This is a genomic window from Bacillus sp. FSL W8-0519, from assembly GCF_038005585.1.
In the GTDB taxonomy this organism is placed as follows: domain Bacteria; phylum Bacillota; class Bacilli; order Bacillales; family Bacillaceae_G; genus Bacillus_A; species Bacillus_A paranthracis.
Map to the genome: position 1 here is coordinate 3,503,636 of NZ_JBBOTL010000001.1, position 17,008 is coordinate 3,520,643.

Sequence of the window (17,008 nt, forward strand, 5' to 3'; positions counted from 1 at the left end):
TCCCCCTCTCTTAAAATGAGCGATGTTTTCAGTTTACCAAAAATACAGAATTTTTAAAAGTTTTAAACTCTGTCCATATCAAAAAGAAAAGACACTCTTAGCGAGTGTCTTTTAGCGCTTATTTCATTTGTTGCTTATTCATCGCGCTCATCATTTGATTGATTTTCTTTTGGGAAGGTTTTTGTCCCATTTGCATCATCATCATTTTTAACATTTGTTCGTTAATTGGTGGATTTTTTTGTAAGTAATTCATCATGTATTTGCGGGCAATGAAAAATCCTAACGCCACGCCTGCTACTAGTGCTACTACGCCCACTAGAATACCTAACCAAATTGGCATATATTTTCCTCCTTCATGTTGTCTACCTTACAGTGTACTAAAACCTTTTCAATAAGACAAGATACAATTCGACATTTTTACACATATGTTCGTACTTGTTTTAGAGGATTCAGCCATCCGTACTTTGTATTTTCATAATCCATAGCTAAAAATGTTAATTCACACTTCCGAAGCACCTCAAAGAAAGTCGTTTCCATAGAAACATTTCCAGAGGTATTCATGCGAATATAGTGTGGTTTCACCATTATTTCGCCATATTCCGCCCCTGTATAAAGTGTATGTGTATGATGTGTTCGATCATATTTACCAAGAACGCGCAAAGCTTGTTCTAATTTATGATGAATTTTCATTACTTGTAATGGCATCGTTATATACATCATTTGTTTATATAACACTTTTTTCTCCGAAAGGGACCCAGATTCTGAAAATCGAGCAAATAAATCAAAAAACAAATATTCACGACCAAAGTAAGCTTTCGCAATATCCTCTTGAATTAAATACAATTCATACGTTTTCATCTTTCGCCTCCCAATCTGGACAACCTTTTCTCTTCATTATATAGAAGAAATTTTGCAATGATTGTCTGACTGCGGAGAGAGAAAAAACTTTTTCTGTCGAAAAAACTCATTTACATAGAAAAACCTCTCCATGCCGGAGAGATTTTTCTAAAATCATTAAAGCATTTCTTTTACTTTACGAACAACGTTCTCTACAGTAAATCCATACTCTTCCATAATCTTCTCACCAGGAGCAGAAGCACCGAATGTATCGATACCTAACACATCTCCTTCAAGACCTACGTAACGGTGCCATCCGAATGTAGCACCCATTTCGATTGCGAAACGTTTTGTTACTGCTTTTGGTAATACAGATTCTTTGTACTCAGCAGTTTGAGCTTCAAAGCGATCCATAGATGGCATGCTGACAACAGATGCGTCAACACCGTCTACTGCTAATGCTTTTTGAGCTTCAACAGCTAGACTTACTTCTGATCCAGTTGCAAGTAAGATTACATCAGCTGTTTCTTTCTTGCTTGCAGAAACTACATATGCACCTTTTGCTACTTTTTCATACGTATCGTCTTTTGCACCTTCTAATGTTGGAAGATCTTGACGAGTTAATACTAAAGCAGTTGGTTTGTTTGTAGATTCAAGAGCTAGTCTCCAAGCTGCAACAGATTCGTTACCATCAGCTGGACGGATAACAGATACATTTGGCATCGCACGTAGCGCTGCTAATTGCTCGATTGGTTCATGTGTTGGACCATCTTCACCAACAGCGATACTGTCGTGTGTGAATACATATGTTACCGGCAATTGCATTAATGCTGCAAGACGGATTGCTGGACGTAAGTAGTCAGAGAATACGAAGAATGTACCACCGTAAGTTTTTAAACCACCATGTAGTGCAATACCGTTCATTGCTGCACCCATTGCGAACTCACGTACACCGTACCAAATGTTCTTACCGCTGTAATCATCTCTTGTAAAGTCTTTTTCGTTATTCATGTATGTTTTGTTAGAACCAGCAAGGTCAGCAGACCCACCGAAGAATGATGGCACAGACTCTGCAATTGCATTAATTACAGCACCTGAAGAATTACGAGTTGCTGCTTTTGATCCTAATTCATAAGTTGGTAAGTTTTGCTCCCAACCTTCTGGAAGTTGACCGTTCATTGCTGCTTGCAGTTCGTTTGCTAATTCTGGGTATGCTTGTGCATATTCACCTAGCATCGTGTTCCACTCAGCTTGCGCAGTTTCACCAACATCTTGTACTGTTTTACGGAAGTTGTCATATACTTCTTCTGCTACATGGAAGTCTTGCTCAGCAGTCCAAGCGTATGCTTCTTTCGTTAACTTTGTTTCTTCTACACCAAGTGGAGAACCATGTGAAGCTGATTTTCCTGATTTGTTTGGAGAACCGAAACCAATTGTCGTTCTTACTTCAATTAGCGTTGGGCGTTTTTCGTCAGCTTTCGCTTCTTCGATTGCTTTCGCGATAGCTTCAATATCGTTTCCATCCTCAACACGGATTACTTGCCATCCGTATGCTTTGTAACGATCTTCTACACTTTCAGAGAATGAACGATTTAAATCGCCATCTAATGAAATATCGTTTGAATCGTAAAGCACAACAAGACGACCTAATTGTAAATGAGCAGCTAATGAAGATGCTTCAGCAGAAACGCCTTCCATTAAATCTCCATCACCACAAATAGCGTATGTATAATGATCTACTACATTATACGCATCACGGTTATATTTAGCAGCTAAATGTCTTTCTGCCATTGCCATACCTACAGCAGTTGCAATACCTTGTCCAAGTGGACCAGTCGTTGCATCTACACCAGCTGTATGACCGTACTCAGGATGTCCTGGAGTTTTGCTTCCCCATTGACGGAAGTTCTTTAAGTCATCCATTGTTACATCATAACCAGATAGGTGAAGTAGGCTGTATAATAACATTGAACCATGACCTGCAGATAATACGAAACGATCACGGTTAAACCACGTTGGGTTATTTGGATTGTGTTTCATAAATTGAGTCCATAATGTATAAGCCATTGGTGCTGCACCCATTGGCATTCCTGGGTGACCAGAGTTTGCTTTTTCAATCGCATCGATGGATAATGTGCGAATCGTGTTGATAGAAAGTTGTTCGATTGAATGTGACATGCTATTCTTCCCTTCGCTTATATTAGTAAACGTTTTATACATTTATATGATAGCTTCCCACGCAAGATTATACAACATGTATCGACAAATATGTTGATGTTTTTTTGATTTTTTATAAAAAAATCAATGTTTTCGGGAATGTATGGGTATTCAATATGACATACTTTTTCATTATTTTTATTTTGAAAAGAAAGGGAATTATCTGTATATTTATACAGATATACAAAATTCTTCAATACTAACTTTTTTTAACCCACTTGTGAACTACCCCCACTTAACATGATTATTATCTACTTTCATTGTTATACCAAACTTTACCTCTTATAAGACTGATTATATCAGGGGTCAAATAAATAGGAAAACCAAATGTTTGGCTACGCCAAACCGAAATTCGTCTTTCACACGCCCCAGGAAGGAGATTTCTTTCGGATAATGCGTTAAAAATACAAAAAAGCATCTAAATTCGATGCTTTTCAAATCAGTTAAACAATCCGTTTCCGAATCGAACTTGAAATAAAATCAATGATAATGACCATTAAAATGATGCCCAATAAAATAATTCCCACACGAGACCAATTACGTGAACTCAGTGCAAAAATTAGGGGCGTACCAATACCACCTGCTCCAATAACACCTAAAATGGCAGCGGATCGTACATTAATTTCGAACCTGTATAATGTATACGATAGAAAATCTGGTAATACTTGTGGCAATACTGCATACCAAAGTATTTGGAACCGGTTTGCGCCTGTAGCTATTAACGCCTCTGTCGGCCCCTTATCTATATTTTCAATTCCTTCTGAATATAATTTCCCTAACATTCCAATAGAGTGTAATCCTAAAGCTAGGACGCCGGCAAAAGAGCCTGGTCCAACAGCCTTTATAAATAAAAGGGCCATAACTAATTCAGGAAATGTACGAACAAAACTAAGTACAAATTTCCCAGTTCCTGAAGTTAGTTTTCCACTGCTCATATTCGTCGCCGCCCAAAAAGCAAATGGAACAGATAAAAAGGCAGAAATAAATGTACCTAATATTGCTATTGCCAACGTATCAATTAAACCATGTAATAAATCTTCACCATCTGGCAAAGATACATACGCCCAATCTGGATTCAATACACCTGTCATAATTGCTTTTGTAATTTCTCCTGCCGTATCCTTAATTCCTTCTAGCGGTACTCCTGAAAAAGCCCATACGTAAACAAATATAAGTGCTATAAAAATAAACAAGCGATACACACTCGGTTTCTTCGGTTTTGGTACGATTATCGTCGTTTTACTCATTATAATTTCTCCCGCAACAATGTACTTACATAATCAATTAACAATACAACAACAAGGGTATAGATAATAATAGATGCAGTTTGCTGATATTGTAAAAATCCAAGTGTACGATCATAGTATAATCCAATACCACCTGCTCCTACTAAACCTAAAACAGCTGCTGCACGTACGTTCACCTCAAATGTATACAGAACATAAGAGACAAAATGCGCTTTCACTTGCGGAATTACTCCATAAACAATCCATTGCACTTTATTTGCTCCTACTGCTGTCATCGCCTCTAAAGGACCTGGATCAATTGATTCAATTGACTCATACAACAATTTCGCCACGAGCCCAATCGAGAAAAAAGTAAGAGCCAGAATACCTGGAAGTGGCCCGATTCCAAAAATCGCTACGAAAATTGCCGCTAATAATAAATCTGGTATCGTTCGGATAAAATTTAAAATCAATCGAGCTGGACTGTACAAAAATGCACTAGTAAACACATTGCTTGCCGCAAACAGTGCCAGTGGAATAGCTAAAATCGCTCCTAAAGTCGTCCCGATAATCGCCATACGTATTGTATCTAACATTGCTGTTGTAATAACTTGAAAATAACTCCAATCTGGCGGCACCATCTCTTTTAACAAATCCATCATATTAGGAAAACCAACTACTAGTTTTGACAATGATGCATCGACCTGTACACTACTTCCCCACAACAGTAAAATGACTAGAACAGCCGTTAACATATGTTTCAACTTACTCGGTGGCTTCGGTATCGATTTCGAATATATCGTCACGTCATTCATTTAACTGCCACCTCTAACAATTCACTTTTCTGTACTACGTCACCATAAATTTCAGCAAACTTTTCATCCGTTGCCTCTTCTACTAAACCATCAAAAACAATTTCTCCTGCATGTAATCCAATAATGCGCGTCGCATATTGCCTAGCTAAATCAATAGAATGTAAGTTTACAATTGTTGTAATTCCAAAATCTTCATTAATTTTCTTCAAATCATCTAATACTTGCTTTGTTGTTAGCGGATCTAACGATGCAACAGGTTCATCTGCCAATATGATTTTTGCTTCTTGCGCCAACGCTCTAGCAATCGATACACGTTGCTGTTGTCCTCCTGATAATTCATCAGCACGCGCATATGCTTTTTCTAAAATATTTACTCTTTTTAACGATTGAAAAGCAAGCTCCAAATCTTCTTTCGGAAATAGACCTAACGTTGTACGCAACGTCGAATGATACCCAACACGGCCAGCTAATACGTTCTTTAATACTGTTGATCGCTTTACAAGGTTAAAACTTTGAAAAATCATACCAATATCCCGGCGCATGCGGCGTAATCCTTTTCCTTTCGCAGCCGTAATAGACTCACCTTCAATCATGATTTCTCCTTCTGTAATCTCATGAAGACGATTTACCGATCTTAGAAGTGTAGACTTTCCAGCTCCGGAAAGCCCTACCATTACAACAAACTCACCTTTTTGAATTTTCAAGTTTATATTATTCAATCCTTTTGTACCATTTGGATACACTTTGGAAACATTTCGAAACTCTATCACACATCTTACCTACCTTCTATGTATTCAAAACGGCAAACTAACTGAAAACATACCTTTCCAGCTAGTTGCCATTTCCATATGTATTATTGCGTTTTTACTTTCTTTCCATATTCACGAACGATATCAAATTTACTATCATCAGATTTAACATATCCTTCATGTGAATATACTTCTTTAATGATTTTGTGACCTTCCTCATTCTTTCCAATTTCAATGAAAGCATCCTGTAATTTCTTGCTCCACTCTTCATCTAAATCAGAACGTACCGAAATCGTATCGTTTGGAATTTTCTCCGTAAATTTCACTATTTTCGTTTGATCGAATATATTCGGATAATCTTTTTTTACAATATTACGAGCATCTTGGAATACAACAGCTGCATCTACGTCACCATTTAAAAGAGCAATAAGCGACTGATCGTGACCTTTTAATGTAACAGGTTTCACATCTTTTAACGGATCAACGCCCTCTTTTAATAGTACAGCCGCAGGCCACACATATCCCGCTGATGACGTTACATCTTGATAGCCAATTTTTTTACCTTTTAAATCTTTTACACTATTAATATTTGAATCTTTCTTAACAACAAACTCAGATTTATAAAAGTCTACTAAGTCCTTTGTAGGAGCTCCCGTTTCATCATCTACACCAAAACGTTGCGCTTGTAAAATTACGTTTGCTGCCTTTTTCTCATGTGCTAACACATACGCTGTTGGGGGTAAAAATCCCACATCTACTTGCTTAGATGCCATCGCTTCTACAATTGTATTATAATTCGTTGAAATACTAACTTTTACTGGAATATTTAACTTATCACTTAATAGCTTCTCAAGTGGTTTTGCCTTCGCCTCTAACGTATCTGCATTTTGAGAAGGAACAAATTGAACATTTAAAGTCTTCGGTACATACCCTTTTTTCGTATCTTCATTTTTACTTGCGCTTGATTCCTTCGTTCCACAGCCACTTAACAAACCCGCTGCTAATACAACTGTTGTGCTCATTGCAAAAACTTTTTTCAACATGTTAATGCCTCCATTTTTCATTGTTATAAAATAACCTTACATAAACATGAAGAAATATATCACACATTTTTACAAATAATTGATTATTTACAGAATCTTTACACATTCTATACACTCACATTAAAATTCTCTCCATATATTTGATATGCTTAATCAGTAGATAATAATAGAAAAGGTGAATGATATTGAATCAAAATCAAATTGTAACTTTAAACATCCTATTAACAAGTGATATACATGGTACTGTTTATCCAATTCACTACCAAGATAACTCTCCAGCAGAAATTGGTTTAGCTAAGATTTCTACTCTTATAAAAAAAGAACGGTCCCAAAATAAAAACGTTCTTTTAATTGATAACGGTGACTTCATACAAGGAACACCATTTACTTACCATTACGCTACATATGAAAAAGATAAGAAAAACCCAATGTCATTAATAGCAAACTATTTACGTTATGACGCTGCAGTGATTGGGAATCATGAATTTAATTATGGAATGGATGTATTAAACAATGCTATTTCTACTGCAAACTCCCCATATTTATCAGCAAATATTTTAGACAAAAGCAGTAAAAAACCTTATTTCGGGAAACCATATATAATAAAACATATTGAAGCAAATATAAAAATTGCTATTTTAGGGGTGACAACGCATTATATTCCAAATTGGGAACAACCCCATCACATTAAAGACTTGCAATTTGAAGATGCGTTAGAAACAACAAAAAATTGGGTTTCTTACATTCACGAACATGAGAAACCAGATTTACTAGTCGTAGCGTATCATGGGGGATTTGAACGCGATTTACAAACTGGAGAACCGACTGAAGTTTTAACAGGCGAAAACCAAGGGTATGCTATGTGTCATGAAATTGAGGGCATAGATATTTTATTAACAGGCCATCAGCACCGAGAAATGGCTCAAACAGTGGGTAATGATGTAACAATTTTACAGACTGGATGTAACGGACATTCAGTTGGAAAAGTAACTGTAACATTTGAAAAAATGAAACAAGAGTGGGTAAAAAAAGAGAGTTATTCCGAACTATTGACTGTGCAAGAAATCGAGGCAGATCCAGATGTTCTTTACTTGGTAACTGATTATGAAGAGAAAACACAAAAATGGCTTGATCAACCTATTGGAACCATCCACGGTGACATGCAAATTTCAGATGCTATGCAAACTCGTTTGCAAGACCATCCTTTTATTGAATTCATAAATAAAATACAGATGGATATGGCTAATGTTTCTATTTCTTGTACAAGCTTATTCCATAATACATCTCCAGGTTTCCCGACATATGTAACAATGCGTGACATCGTTTCTAATTGTATTTATCCAAATACATTAAAAGTAATTAGAATAACTGGAGCTGATATAAAAGATGCTCTCGAACTCTCTGCTTCTTATTTCACATTAAAAGAAGATGGAACCATCATCGTAAACCCTAGCTACATAGAACCAAAACCGCAACACTATAATTACGATATGTGGGAAGGAATTTCGTACGTATTAAACATTTCCAAACCAATTGGCGACAGAGTAGAATCTTTACAGCATAAAGGCACTCCTCTTAATATGAGTGAAGAATATGATGTCGTTATGAATAATTATCGCGCGAGCGGCGGAGGGAACTTCTTTATGTTTCAAAATAAGCCCGTAATAAAAGATATACCAACAGATATGTCTGAACTTATCGCTAACTATATATTGAAGCATAAAAAGATAGAAGCAACAGTTAATAACAACTGGAAAGTTATTAAATAAATAAAAAAAGATGAGCTTCGCCCATCTTTTAGTTTAATTTTGCATTATCTTGCTTTTTTAAAGCTTTTAATTTCGCCGGTGTAACATCAGTACCTTGTTCGTTAACGACTTTAATTCCTTTTAGTTCGTTTAACATATTTTGACGAAATCCTTTTAAATATTGTTCACGTAGCGATTGACGCTCACGTTGTTCTTCTTCAGTTAAACCTTCAGCTTTTGCTTTTTTCGCTAAGAAGTTAATGCGTTCAACGAGTTCGTGACTAAGCATCTCGAATCCCCCTTCTACTCAAAACTGATTATTATCATACAATAGTTACTCTTCTTTATCAAGCAATTGCTTTGTATACTCTACATATCTACGATGTACCGTCGCTTTTGAAACATTATGACCAAAGCCACGTAGTGTTGCTGCAATTTCTTCGAAAGTAAGTTCACTCTTACGCAAACGTACAATTTCCTCAATTGGCACTTCTTTCTTCTCTCGTCCTACACTTAAATGACGATTCTTTAAATTATTTTCTGGACGATAGCCTTTTTCTACTGCTCGTTGCATACCACGTTTAATTTTTAAATTATGAATCTTTCTTTGATACTCTTCAACAATACCAATAATATCTAATACCATTGAATCAGAATCCGACAATTGCAATTCACCATTATGTGTATGCGTATATACTTTTATTCCTTCTTTATGTAAACAGTGCATTAACGCAATCTTTGCATTCCCCCTACCAAGGCGCGTTTCATCTTGTATAAGTAGCACATCAATTTGTTCGTCTCGAATTGTATCTAGCACTTCTAATATGCCATCACGTTCAATTGTATAGCCACTAGCCTGCTCTTCAATCACCTTAGTAACATTCATTTGATAGCGCTCCGCTAAATGCAATAATTCATCTTTTTGACGTAATAATGATGTTTCTTGCGCTTCTTTTGTTGTACTCACACGCGCATAAATAATTGCATTCATTATGAACCCCTCTTTCTCACTATAATTTCCCTTTAGTGTAACATAAATTCGCCTTTTGTTCGAACTTATGTTTGTAGAATGTTTTTTCACATGTTATACTTATTAATAAGAAAAATGAAAGAAAACGAGGTGTTAGAAAACATGGAAAAGTTAACGAAACGCCAGCAAGACATTCTCGACTTTATTAAGCTAAAAGTACAAGAAAAAGGATATCCACCTTCCGTACGTGAAATTGGCCAAGCAGTCGGCCTCGCTTCTAGTTCTACAGTGCACGGACATTTATCAAGATTAGAAGAAAAAGGATACATTCGACGCGATCCAACAAAACCACGCGCAATTGAAATTTTAGGTGAAGACCGAATAGATACAGAAACACAATCTGTTATTCAAGTTCCAATTGTCGGGAAAGTTACTGCTGGATTACCAATTACAGCAGTCGAAAGCGTTGAGGAACACTTCCCTCTTCCAGCTAGCATTGTCGCAGGAGCAGATCAAGTGTTTATGTTACGTATTTCTGGAGATAGTATGATTGAAGCTGGTATTTTCGATGGAGATTTAGTTGTTGTTCGCCAACAACAGTCTGCATATAATGGTGAAATTGTAGTCGCTTTAACAGAAGATAATGAAGCAACTGTTAAACGTTTCTATAAAGAAAAAGACCATTTCCGTCTACAACCGGAAAACTCTTCATTAGAACCTATCATTTTAAAGCAAGTGTCAGTTATCGGTAAAGTAATTGGCGTATATCGTGATTTACATTAAGAATATAAAAGAAGATAATTACCTTATTTATATAAGGTAATTATCTTCTTTTTTGTATTTTGATAGATTTTCACACATTCTATTTCTTACGAACGCGTTTCAATCGTCACATCGCCCGCAGCTGTTTTACCGCTAATCTTTTTACTCCCATTACCAATCGTTACGTCTTTATTTTCTTCATTAAAAATTGTTACATCCCCGGCAGCACTTTGCCCAGTAATTACCGCATCTTTTGGTTTTTCCGATAAAGTAATATTTATATCTCCCGCAGTTGAACTTACTTCTAGGTTGTACTTAGAATCATGATCTAGAATATTTATTTCCCCACTGGTCGTTTTTGCAGTCACTTTCCCTATTACTTTTTTAAAGTTTACTTCACCAGCTTTTGTAGATCCCTCCACATTCTTAGCCGTTACATGTTTCAAATCCACTTCTCCAGTAAGTGTTCTAGCACTTACACGGTCACTTTTCACATCACTTATTTCAATTTGTCCCGCAGATGAATTTACTTTTACATCTTGGTAAGAGCGTTCAGGCACAAGGAGAGTCAATGTAGACGTTTGAAACCTAAAATCGTAAAAAGAAAAATCAAATGAAGCACCTTTTTCTCTTTCCCCAATGATTTTTAATGTGTCACCATCTTCAGTAATATGAATCTCTTGTTTACGCGCATCTCCTAATTGCTTTACATAAAAAGAAGCGTCAGGAGATTTTTGGACAACAATATCCCCGACATCTAACTTAACTTCTATATTTTTTAGTGTTTCGTTTTTAATTATATCTTCTTTGTTTCCTTTTTCTGCAGTTTGCACTGCTTTTTCATATGTTTGTGAAATTCCTATTACTCCAATAATGATACAAGCGATCGCTACTAACAATATTTTTTTCATCATCTACTCCCCTTTTATCATTTTGAAGTTCCATATGACATAACGTACACATAACCTTTTAAACCACTTCGTACTATAATAAGCGATAATACATAACAACAAACCTATCCCAACAAATGTTATACTTACGAATACATCTAACCATATAAATGTGCCCATAAATACTTTTCCAATAACGAAAAATGGTGTCACTACACTAACAATCCCACCGACCCAAAAAGAGAATATAAAAGCGATAATTGCAACTAACGGGCCTAATACAATAATGAAATTAAACAAACTAAGTCCAATCGCTGCCATGACAGCTCTTGTCACATTTGAAGTTGACGGATCTTTTTTCATTTCATCAAATCGATACATCGCAAGTAATTCTTTTGCAATTACTTTCGGAGAGCCAAGACCCTTTATTATTTCCGATTCAGTTTTTCCCTCTTCTATCCCAAACTGAAAATGCTCTTCATAATCAAATAAAATATCTTTCCTCTCTTCGTCCGGTAACTTTCTAAGATGACTTGATAATTCCTTAAGAAACTGTTCTTTACTCATCCCATTCCACCCCTTCAATAATTTCTTGTACACCTTTCGCAAAATCACGCCACTCTGTTACTAACAAATTCAGTTGCGTTTCCCCTTGCTCAGTTAGTTGATAATATTTGCGAGGTGGTCCTTCCGTAGATTCTTTTAAATACGTTTGAAAATATCCTTCCTTCGTTAAACGGCGTAATAAAGGATATACTGACCCTTCCGATATTAAAAATTTATTTGAGATTTGCTGAACAAGTTCATAGCCGTAACAATCCTTACGTTTCACAAGTGCCAGTACACATAGTTCTAACACACCTTTTTTAAACTGAACGTTCAAGGACAATCCCCCTTTCTCATTTCAGTACTGTTCAATACACAGTACCTTCCTTATCCATAATATACCACTTAGTATTGTTTATTGCAAGGTACTATATTTTTAAACACTCGAACTTTAGTATGAAACATATCCAATACCGAACACAACATATCATTCAATTTTTTATATCCATAGATATTACGCATGTTACTTTTACTTATCCACCCTTTTGGAACACAAAACAATTCGAATTTCACCACGTTACATTAAAGTTATGGAATAGAAATTTAAATACCGTCATAATTTTTTCAGACATCTATTCAATTCATTTCAACTAACACCTATATTGCCAACAAATAAAAAAGCCCTGATACCGTAGTATCAGGGCTCCTCACCTCTTAGTAAAGAGACATATATTGATCGCGTTCCCATTGGTGAACTTGTGTACGGAAGATATCCCACTCAATTTCTTTCGCTTCGATGAAGTGCTCAAGTAAGTGATCTCCTAATGCGTTACTAATTACTTCGTTAGATTGTAATGTAACTAAAGCTTGCGCTAATGTTGCTGGTAAGTCAACGATACCTGCTTCTTCGCGCTCTTCTTTTGTCATTACGTAGATGTTACGATCTACTGCAGCTGGTGGAGTTAATTTGTTTTTAATTCCATCAAGACCTGCTGCTAATAATGTAGCCATTACTAAATATGGGTTTGCAGCTGGGTCAACACTACGTACTTCTACGCGTGTACTAATACCACGAGATGCAGGGATACGTACTAATGGACTACGGTTTTGTGCAGACCATGCTACGTAACAAGGAGCTTCGTATCCAGGTACTAAACGCTTGTAAGAATTTACAGTTGGGTTTGCCACCGCTGTAAATGCTGGTGCGTGTTTTAAAATACCTGCGATGAAGTGACGAGCATCATCACTTAATTGTAAGTCACCGTTTTGATCATAGAATACGTTCTCACCATTTTTGAATAGTGATAAGTTACAGTGCATACCTGAACCGTTCACACCGTATAATGGTTTTGGCATAAATGTTGCGTGTAAACCGTGTTTACGAGCAATTGTTTTTACAACAAGTTTGAATGTTTGAATGTCATCACATGAACGAATTGCATTTGCATATTTGAAGTCAATTTCATGCTGCCCTGGAGCAACCTCATGGTGAGACGCTTCAATTTCAAAGCCCATTTCTTCAAGTTCAAGAACGATATCACGACGACAGTTTTCCCCTAGATCCATCGGCGCAAGGTCGAAGTATCCACCGTTATCGTTTAATTCTAATGTTGGATTTCCTTTTTCATCTACTTTGAATAGGAAGAATTCTGGCTCTGGTCCAAGATTGAAATCTGAGAATCCTAAAGCTTCCATTTCTTTTAATACACGTTTTAAATTGTTACGTGGATCCCCTTCAAATGGAGTGCCATCTGCATTGTAAATATCACAGATCAATCGAGCTACTTTACCTTTTTCAGCTGTCCAAGGGAAAATCACCCAAGTATCTAAGTCTGGATATAAGTACATATCAGATTCTTCAATACGTACGAAACCTTCAATAGAAGATCCATCAAACATCATTTTGTTATCAAGAGCTTTTGTTAATTGGCTCACTGGAATTTCTACGTTTTTAATTACCCCTAAAAGGTCCGTAAATTGTAAACGTATATACTTTACATTCTCTTCTTTCGCCAAACGGAAAATATCTTCTTTTGTGTACCTAGCCATTATAAATTCCTCCTTAGTCCCTCTAAACACCTTCAGAATCAGTTCTCTTTAGTGAAAAAACCTTGAAATATCACCTTGTCGCAATGAAGTTCGATTAAATCTACCTGTATGTTGTAGTTCGTCTCGAAGTATTTTGCGAAGCTCAGTTTTTGAAATTTCTTTCGTTTCTTCTTTTACTTTCACTGCTTCTGTTTGATTTTCTTTCATTAGTAACACTTGTTTAATACCAGCCATATTCAAGCCTTGATCTAATAAATCTTTAATCTCTAACAACTTATCTACATCGTTAAATGAAAATAATCTACGATTCCCCTTTGTACGGGTTGGAGAAACAAGATTATGCTCTTCATAGTAGCGAATTTGACGTGCAGATAATTGTGTTAAATCCATAACAATACCAATAGGAAACAGCGGGGCAGAACGTCTATCTTCTTTCATCGTTTCAGTTCCTCCTTCGCCTTAACTGCTTCTCATTTTATACCATGTTATGTTTGATGTCAATAGATGTTAGCTTTTCTTACATGATTTTTTTAAAAAGTTTTTTCATTCTTTTTTCTAATGAAATAAATCATTACTTTCACGCGAAAAAAGCTGTCGAAATCGACAGCTTCCCTTTAAGAAATTGTTAATAATTCTTTTTCAATTAATGCATCAATTGCAGAACAAATCGCAATCTTCACATGCGAATAAGTTAGCCCACCTTGTACGTAAGCAACATAAGGCGGACGAATTGGACCATCAGCCGACAATTCAATACTTGCACCTTGAATAAACGTTCCCGCAGCCATAATTACATCATCTTCATACCCCGGCATATAGTTGGCATATGGAGTGAAGTGAGAGTTAATCGGAGATGCATATTGAATTGCTTGGCAGAATGCAATCATGCGATCTTTATCATCAAATTGAACAGATTGAATTAAATCTGTTCTTGGTGCATTCCACGCTGGTGATGTATTCATTCCTAACTTTTCTAAAAATGCAGCTGTAAAAATCGCACCTTTTAGCGCTTGTCCTGCTACATGCGGCGCTAAGAAGAAACCTTGATACATTTCTTGCAGACTGTATAAAGATGCCCCTGCTTCCGCACCGATTCCTGGAGATGTTAAACGATAGGCGCACGCTTCAACATACTGTTCTTTACCAACAATGTAACCACCAGTTTTAACAATTCCCCCGCCCGGGTTTTTAATAAGCGAACCTGCCATTAAATCTGCACCAACATGACATGGCTCTTGTTCTTCAATAAACTCGCCATAACAGTTATCTACAAACACGACAACATCCGGTTTAATTTCTTTAACAAACGCTATCATTTCTTTAATTTGAGAAATAGTAAAAGACGGACGAGTAGCATAACCTTTTGAGCGCTGAATACCGATCATTTTCGTATTACTATGAATGGCAGCCGCAACAGCTCCTAAATCAACAAGCCCCTCTTCAGTAAGCGGAACTGCATTATAACCAATATTATATTCTTTGAATGATCCTACACCTTTTCCGCGTACACCAACGATTTCTTCTAACGTATCATACGGCTTACCAGTGATGTACAATAACTCATCTCCTGGACGTAAAATACCGAATAGCGCTGTAGAAATAGCGTGAGTACCTGAAATAATTTGCGGACGAACAAGACCAGCTTCCGCTCCAAATACATCCGCATACACTTTCTCTAACGTATCACGACCAATATCGTCATAACCGTAACCTGTCGTTGGAATAAAATGTGAATCGCTAATTTTATGTTTACGAAAACTTTCTAACACACGAAACTGATTACTTTCAATTACTTCATCCGCACGTTTATGTACTTCTGTAATTTGGCTCTCTACTTCTTTTACGATTGGAGCAATTTTTTCTCCATTTTTCAAACGATCAAACATTTTTATTTTCTCCTTCTTCCACTAAAAATCTCTTTAATTGTACATTAAGCGATGAATGAGCAAAAATATACCCCGCGCAATCATATACAAATTTATCTTCCAAAAACTCCATTTTTGTTAATAGCGTCTCCGTCTTTAATAGAGTTAATAACTTACCTTCACTCGGAGGAATCTCCACTTGATAACGATTCATTTCTTCCTTCATTTTCGTTTCTATCGCTTCTTTTATATGTAATAGATCCTTTTCTTCAAAAGCACTAGTCATTAAGAAGTCATTTTTCGGAAACGGAATAAAGTTTTGATGTAATTCATCTTTTTTATTATATAACGTAATAATAGGAATATGATTTATTTCGAGTTCTGACAATAATTGTTTTACTGTTTTCTCATGCCCTACATAATTAGGATCTGCAGAATCCACAACATGTAAAATAACATCCGCTTCACCAGCTTCTTCTAACGTCGAACGGAATGCAGCAATTAATGACGTAGGTAAATCTTGTATAAAACCAACTGTATCAGTTAGTAATACTGTATAACCAGAAGGTAGCGGCATCTTCCTTGTTGTCGGGTCTAGTGTTGCAAACAACAAGTTTTCTTCAAACGTATCAGCTTCCGTTAATCTATTAAACAGTGTAGATTTTCCCGCATTCGTATATCCTATTAACGAAACTTGAAATACTTTATTATCTTTTCTTCTCTCACGATATCTTTTTCGATGTTCCACAACAACTGCAAGTTGCTTCTTTATTTCATCAACGCGCGCTCGAATATGACGACGATCAGTCTCAAGTTTCGTTTCACCTGGCCCTCTCGTTCCAATACCACCACCAAGACGTGATAAAGACAATCCTTGCCCCATAAGACGCGGCATTGTATATTGCAACTGAGCTAATTCTACTTGAAGCTTCCCTTCTCTCGACTTCGCACGTTGCGCAAAAATATCTAATATGAGTTGCGTTCGATCAATTACCCTCGCATCTAATACTGCGGATAAATTCCGAATTTGACTCGGTGTTAATTCGTTATTAAATACGATAACATCCGGTTCTAGTTCTTCAGTTAACATTGTAAGCTCTTCTAATTTACCTTTACCTATATAAGTCGCCGGATGAAACTTCGGTCGTTTTTGCGTTGTAGACACTAACAATTCTGCTCGTGCAGTTTTCGCTAATGATGCAAGTTCTTTCATGGAATGCATAAATTTTTCATCATCATCTTGCGGCAATTGACAGCCCACTAATATGACTTTCTCTTTTTCTTCCATCAA

18 protein-coding genes are annotated in these 17,008 nt (G+C 36.4%); 2 read left to right on the forward strand and 16 right to left on the reverse strand.

Going from position 1 to position 17,008, the window contains the following annotated elements; translation table 11 throughout:
* Positions 1-118: 118 nt before the first annotated feature.
* The 7 genes from NST14_RS18310 to NST14_RS18340 form a co-directional block, all read right to left on the reverse strand.
* On the reverse strand, positions 119-340 hold the full coding sequence (locus NST14_RS18310) for a YneF family protein (protein ID WP_001123317.1): 222 nt from the start codon (positions 338-340) through the stop codon (positions 119-121).
* Between the two features lie 77 nt (positions 341-417).
* Entirely contained in the window at positions 418-858 is a 441-nt protein-coding gene (sirA, locus tag NST14_RS18315; RefSeq protein ID WP_000860645.1) for a sporulation inhibitor of replication protein SirA, read from the reverse strand.
* A 156-nt stretch (positions 859-1,014) separates the two neighbouring features.
* Positions 1,015-3,015, reverse strand: coding sequence for a transketolase (tkt, locus tag NST14_RS18320; RefSeq protein WP_000019772.1), 2,001 nt, complete (start codon positions 3,013-3,015; stop codon positions 1,015-1,017).
* A gap of 482 nt (positions 3,016-3,497) precedes the next feature.
* Positions 3,498-4,301, reverse strand: coding sequence for a phosphonate ABC transporter, permease protein PhnE (gene phnE, locus NST14_RS18325; RefSeq protein WP_000047888.1), 804 nt, complete (start codon positions 4,299-4,301; stop codon positions 3,498-3,500).
* Positions 4,301-5,095, reverse strand: a complete 795-nt coding sequence (phnE, locus tag NST14_RS18330) for a phosphonate ABC transporter, permease protein PhnE (protein ID WP_073536352.1) — start codon at positions 5,093-5,095, stop codon at positions 4,301-4,303. Before phnE (NST14_RS18330) ends, phnE (NST14_RS18325) begins: the two co-directional genes overlap by 1 nt.
* Entirely contained in the window at positions 5,092-5,865 is a 774-nt protein-coding gene (gene phnC, locus NST14_RS18335; protein WP_000569254.1) for a phosphonate ABC transporter ATP-binding protein, read from the reverse strand. Before phnC ends, phnE (NST14_RS18330) begins: the two co-directional genes overlap by 4 nt.
* An 83-nt stretch (positions 5,866-5,948) precedes the next feature.
* Positions 5,949-6,887, reverse strand: a complete 939-nt coding sequence (locus NST14_RS18340) for a phosphate/phosphite/phosphonate ABC transporter substrate-binding protein (RefSeq protein WP_000915052.1) — start codon at positions 6,885-6,887, stop codon at positions 5,949-5,951.
* A gap of 185 nt (positions 6,888-7,072) precedes the next feature.
* Between NST14_RS18340 and NST14_RS18345 the strand changes: the two genes are divergently transcribed.
* Positions 7,073-8,656, forward strand: coding sequence for a bifunctional metallophosphatase/5'-nucleotidase (locus tag NST14_RS18345; protein ID WP_229142877.1), 1,584 nt, complete (start codon positions 7,073-7,075; stop codon positions 8,654-8,656).
* 28 nt (positions 8,657-8,684) lie between these two features.
* On the opposite strand, the gene NST14_RS18350 is transcribed toward NST14_RS18345, so the two are convergent.
* Positions 8,685-8,924 (reverse strand): DUF896 domain-containing protein, encoded by a 240-nt coding sequence (locus tag NST14_RS18350; protein ID WP_000948565.1) that lies wholly within the window; start codon positions 8,922-8,924, stop codon positions 8,685-8,687.
* A gap of 45 nt (positions 8,925-8,969) precedes the next feature.
* Positions 8,970-9,626, reverse strand: a complete 657-nt coding sequence (locus NST14_RS18355; protein ID WP_000991471.1) for a YneB family resolvase-like protein — start codon at positions 9,624-9,626, stop codon at positions 8,970-8,972.
* Between the two features lie 141 nt (positions 9,627-9,767).
* On the opposite strand from NST14_RS18355, the gene lexA reads away from it, so the two are divergent.
* Complete coding sequence (lexA, locus tag NST14_RS18360) at positions 9,768-10,388, forward strand: transcriptional repressor LexA (RefSeq protein WP_076855432.1); 621 nt, start codon at positions 9,768-9,770, stop codon at positions 10,386-10,388.
* A gap of 86 nt (positions 10,389-10,474) precedes the next feature.
* Here lexA and NST14_RS18365 read toward each other — a convergent pair whose 3' ends face one another.
* The 7 genes from NST14_RS18365 to hflX form a co-directional block, all read right to left on the reverse strand.
* Positions 10,475-11,281, reverse strand: a complete 807-nt coding sequence (locus NST14_RS18365) for a DUF4097 family beta strand repeat-containing protein (RefSeq protein ID WP_076855433.1) — start codon at positions 11,279-11,281, stop codon at positions 10,475-10,477.
* A complete protein-coding gene (locus NST14_RS18370) occupies positions 11,282-11,824 on the reverse strand; it encodes a DUF1700 domain-containing protein (RefSeq protein WP_000032399.1) in 543 nt (180 codons plus the stop codon). It lies immediately after the preceding gene.
* Positions 11,817-12,140 (reverse strand): PadR family transcriptional regulator, encoded by a 324-nt coding sequence (locus NST14_RS18375; protein ID WP_001102620.1) that lies wholly within the window; start codon positions 12,138-12,140, stop codon positions 11,817-11,819. The genes NST14_RS18370 and NST14_RS18375 overlap by 8 nt, the downstream gene beginning before the upstream one ends.
* Positions 12,141-12,517: 377 nt before the next feature.
* Positions 12,518-13,852, reverse strand: a complete 1,335-nt coding sequence (gene glnA, locus NST14_RS18380; protein ID WP_000135330.1) for a type I glutamate--ammonia ligase — start codon at positions 13,850-13,852, stop codon at positions 12,518-12,520.
* A gap of 48 nt (positions 13,853-13,900) precedes the next feature.
* The gene (gene glnR / locus NST14_RS18385) at positions 13,901-14,290 is read right to left on the reverse strand and encodes a transcriptional repressor GlnR (protein WP_000656783.1); all 390 of its coding nucleotides are present in this window, start codon (positions 14,288-14,290) and stop codon (positions 13,901-13,903) included.
* Between the two features lie 176 nt (positions 14,291-14,466).
* On the reverse strand, positions 14,467-15,738 hold the full coding sequence (locus NST14_RS18390; RefSeq protein ID WP_000460300.1) for a methionine gamma-lyase family protein: 1,272 nt from the start codon (positions 15,736-15,738) through the stop codon (positions 14,467-14,469).
* Positions 15,731-17,005, reverse strand: a complete 1,275-nt coding sequence (gene hflX, locus NST14_RS18395; protein WP_000391389.1) for a GTPase HflX — start codon at positions 17,003-17,005, stop codon at positions 15,731-15,733. Before hflX ends, NST14_RS18390 begins: the two co-directional genes overlap by 8 nt.
* Positions 17,006-17,008: the final 3 nt, after the last annotated feature.

Coding starts and splice junctions, on each gene's coding strand:
- NST14_RS18310 (WP_001123317.1), bottom strand. CDS start 340: ATGCCAATTTGGTTAGGTATTCTAGTGGGCGTAGTAGCACTAGTAGCA.
- sirA (WP_000860645.1), bottom strand. CDS start 858: ATGAAAACGTATGAATTGTATTTAATTCAAGAGGATATTGCGAAAGCT.
- tkt (WP_000019772.1), bottom strand. CDS start 3,015: ATGTCACATTCAATCGAACAACTTTCTATCAACACGATTCGCACATTA.
- phnE (WP_000047888.1), bottom strand. CDS start 4,301: ATGAGTAAAACGACGATAATCGTACCAAAACCGAAGAAACCGAGTGTG.
- phnE (WP_073536352.1), bottom strand. CDS start 5,095: ATGAATGACGTGACGATATATTCGAAATCGATACCGAAGCCACCGAGT.
- NST14_RS18340 (WP_000915052.1), bottom strand. CDS start 6,887: ATGTTGAAAAAAGTTTTTGCAATGAGCACAACAGTTGTATTAGCAGCG.
- NST14_RS18350 (WP_000948565.1), bottom strand. CDS start 8,924: ATGCTTAGTCACGAACTCGTTGAACGCATTAACTTCTTAGCGAAAAAA.
- NST14_RS18355 (WP_000991471.1), bottom strand. CDS start 9,626: ATGAATGCAATTATTTATGCGCGTGTGAGTACAACAAAAGAAGCGCAA.
- lexA (WP_076855432.1), top strand. CDS start 9,768: ATGGAAAAGTTAACGAAACGCCAGCAAGACATTCTCGACTTTATTAAG.
- NST14_RS18365 (WP_076855433.1), bottom strand. CDS start 11,281: ATGATGAAAAAAATATTGTTAGTAGCGATCGCTTGTATCATTATTGGA.
- NST14_RS18370 (WP_000032399.1), bottom strand. CDS start 11,824: ATGAGTAAAGAACAGTTTCTTAAGGAATTATCAAGTCATCTTAGAAAG.
- glnA (WP_000135330.1), bottom strand. CDS start 13,852: ATGGCTAGGTACACAAAAGAAGATATTTTCCGTTTGGCGAAAGAAGAG.
- glnR (WP_000656783.1), bottom strand. CDS start 14,290: ATGAAAGAAGATAGACGTTCTGCCCCGCTGTTTCCTATTGGTATTGTT.
- NST14_RS18390 (WP_000460300.1), bottom strand. CDS start 15,738: ATGTTTGATCGTTTGAAAAATGGAGAAAAAATTGCTCCAATCGTAAAA.
- hflX (WP_000391389.1), bottom strand. CDS start 17,005: ATGGAAGAAAAAGAGAAAGTCATATTAGTGGGCTGTCAATTGCCGCAA.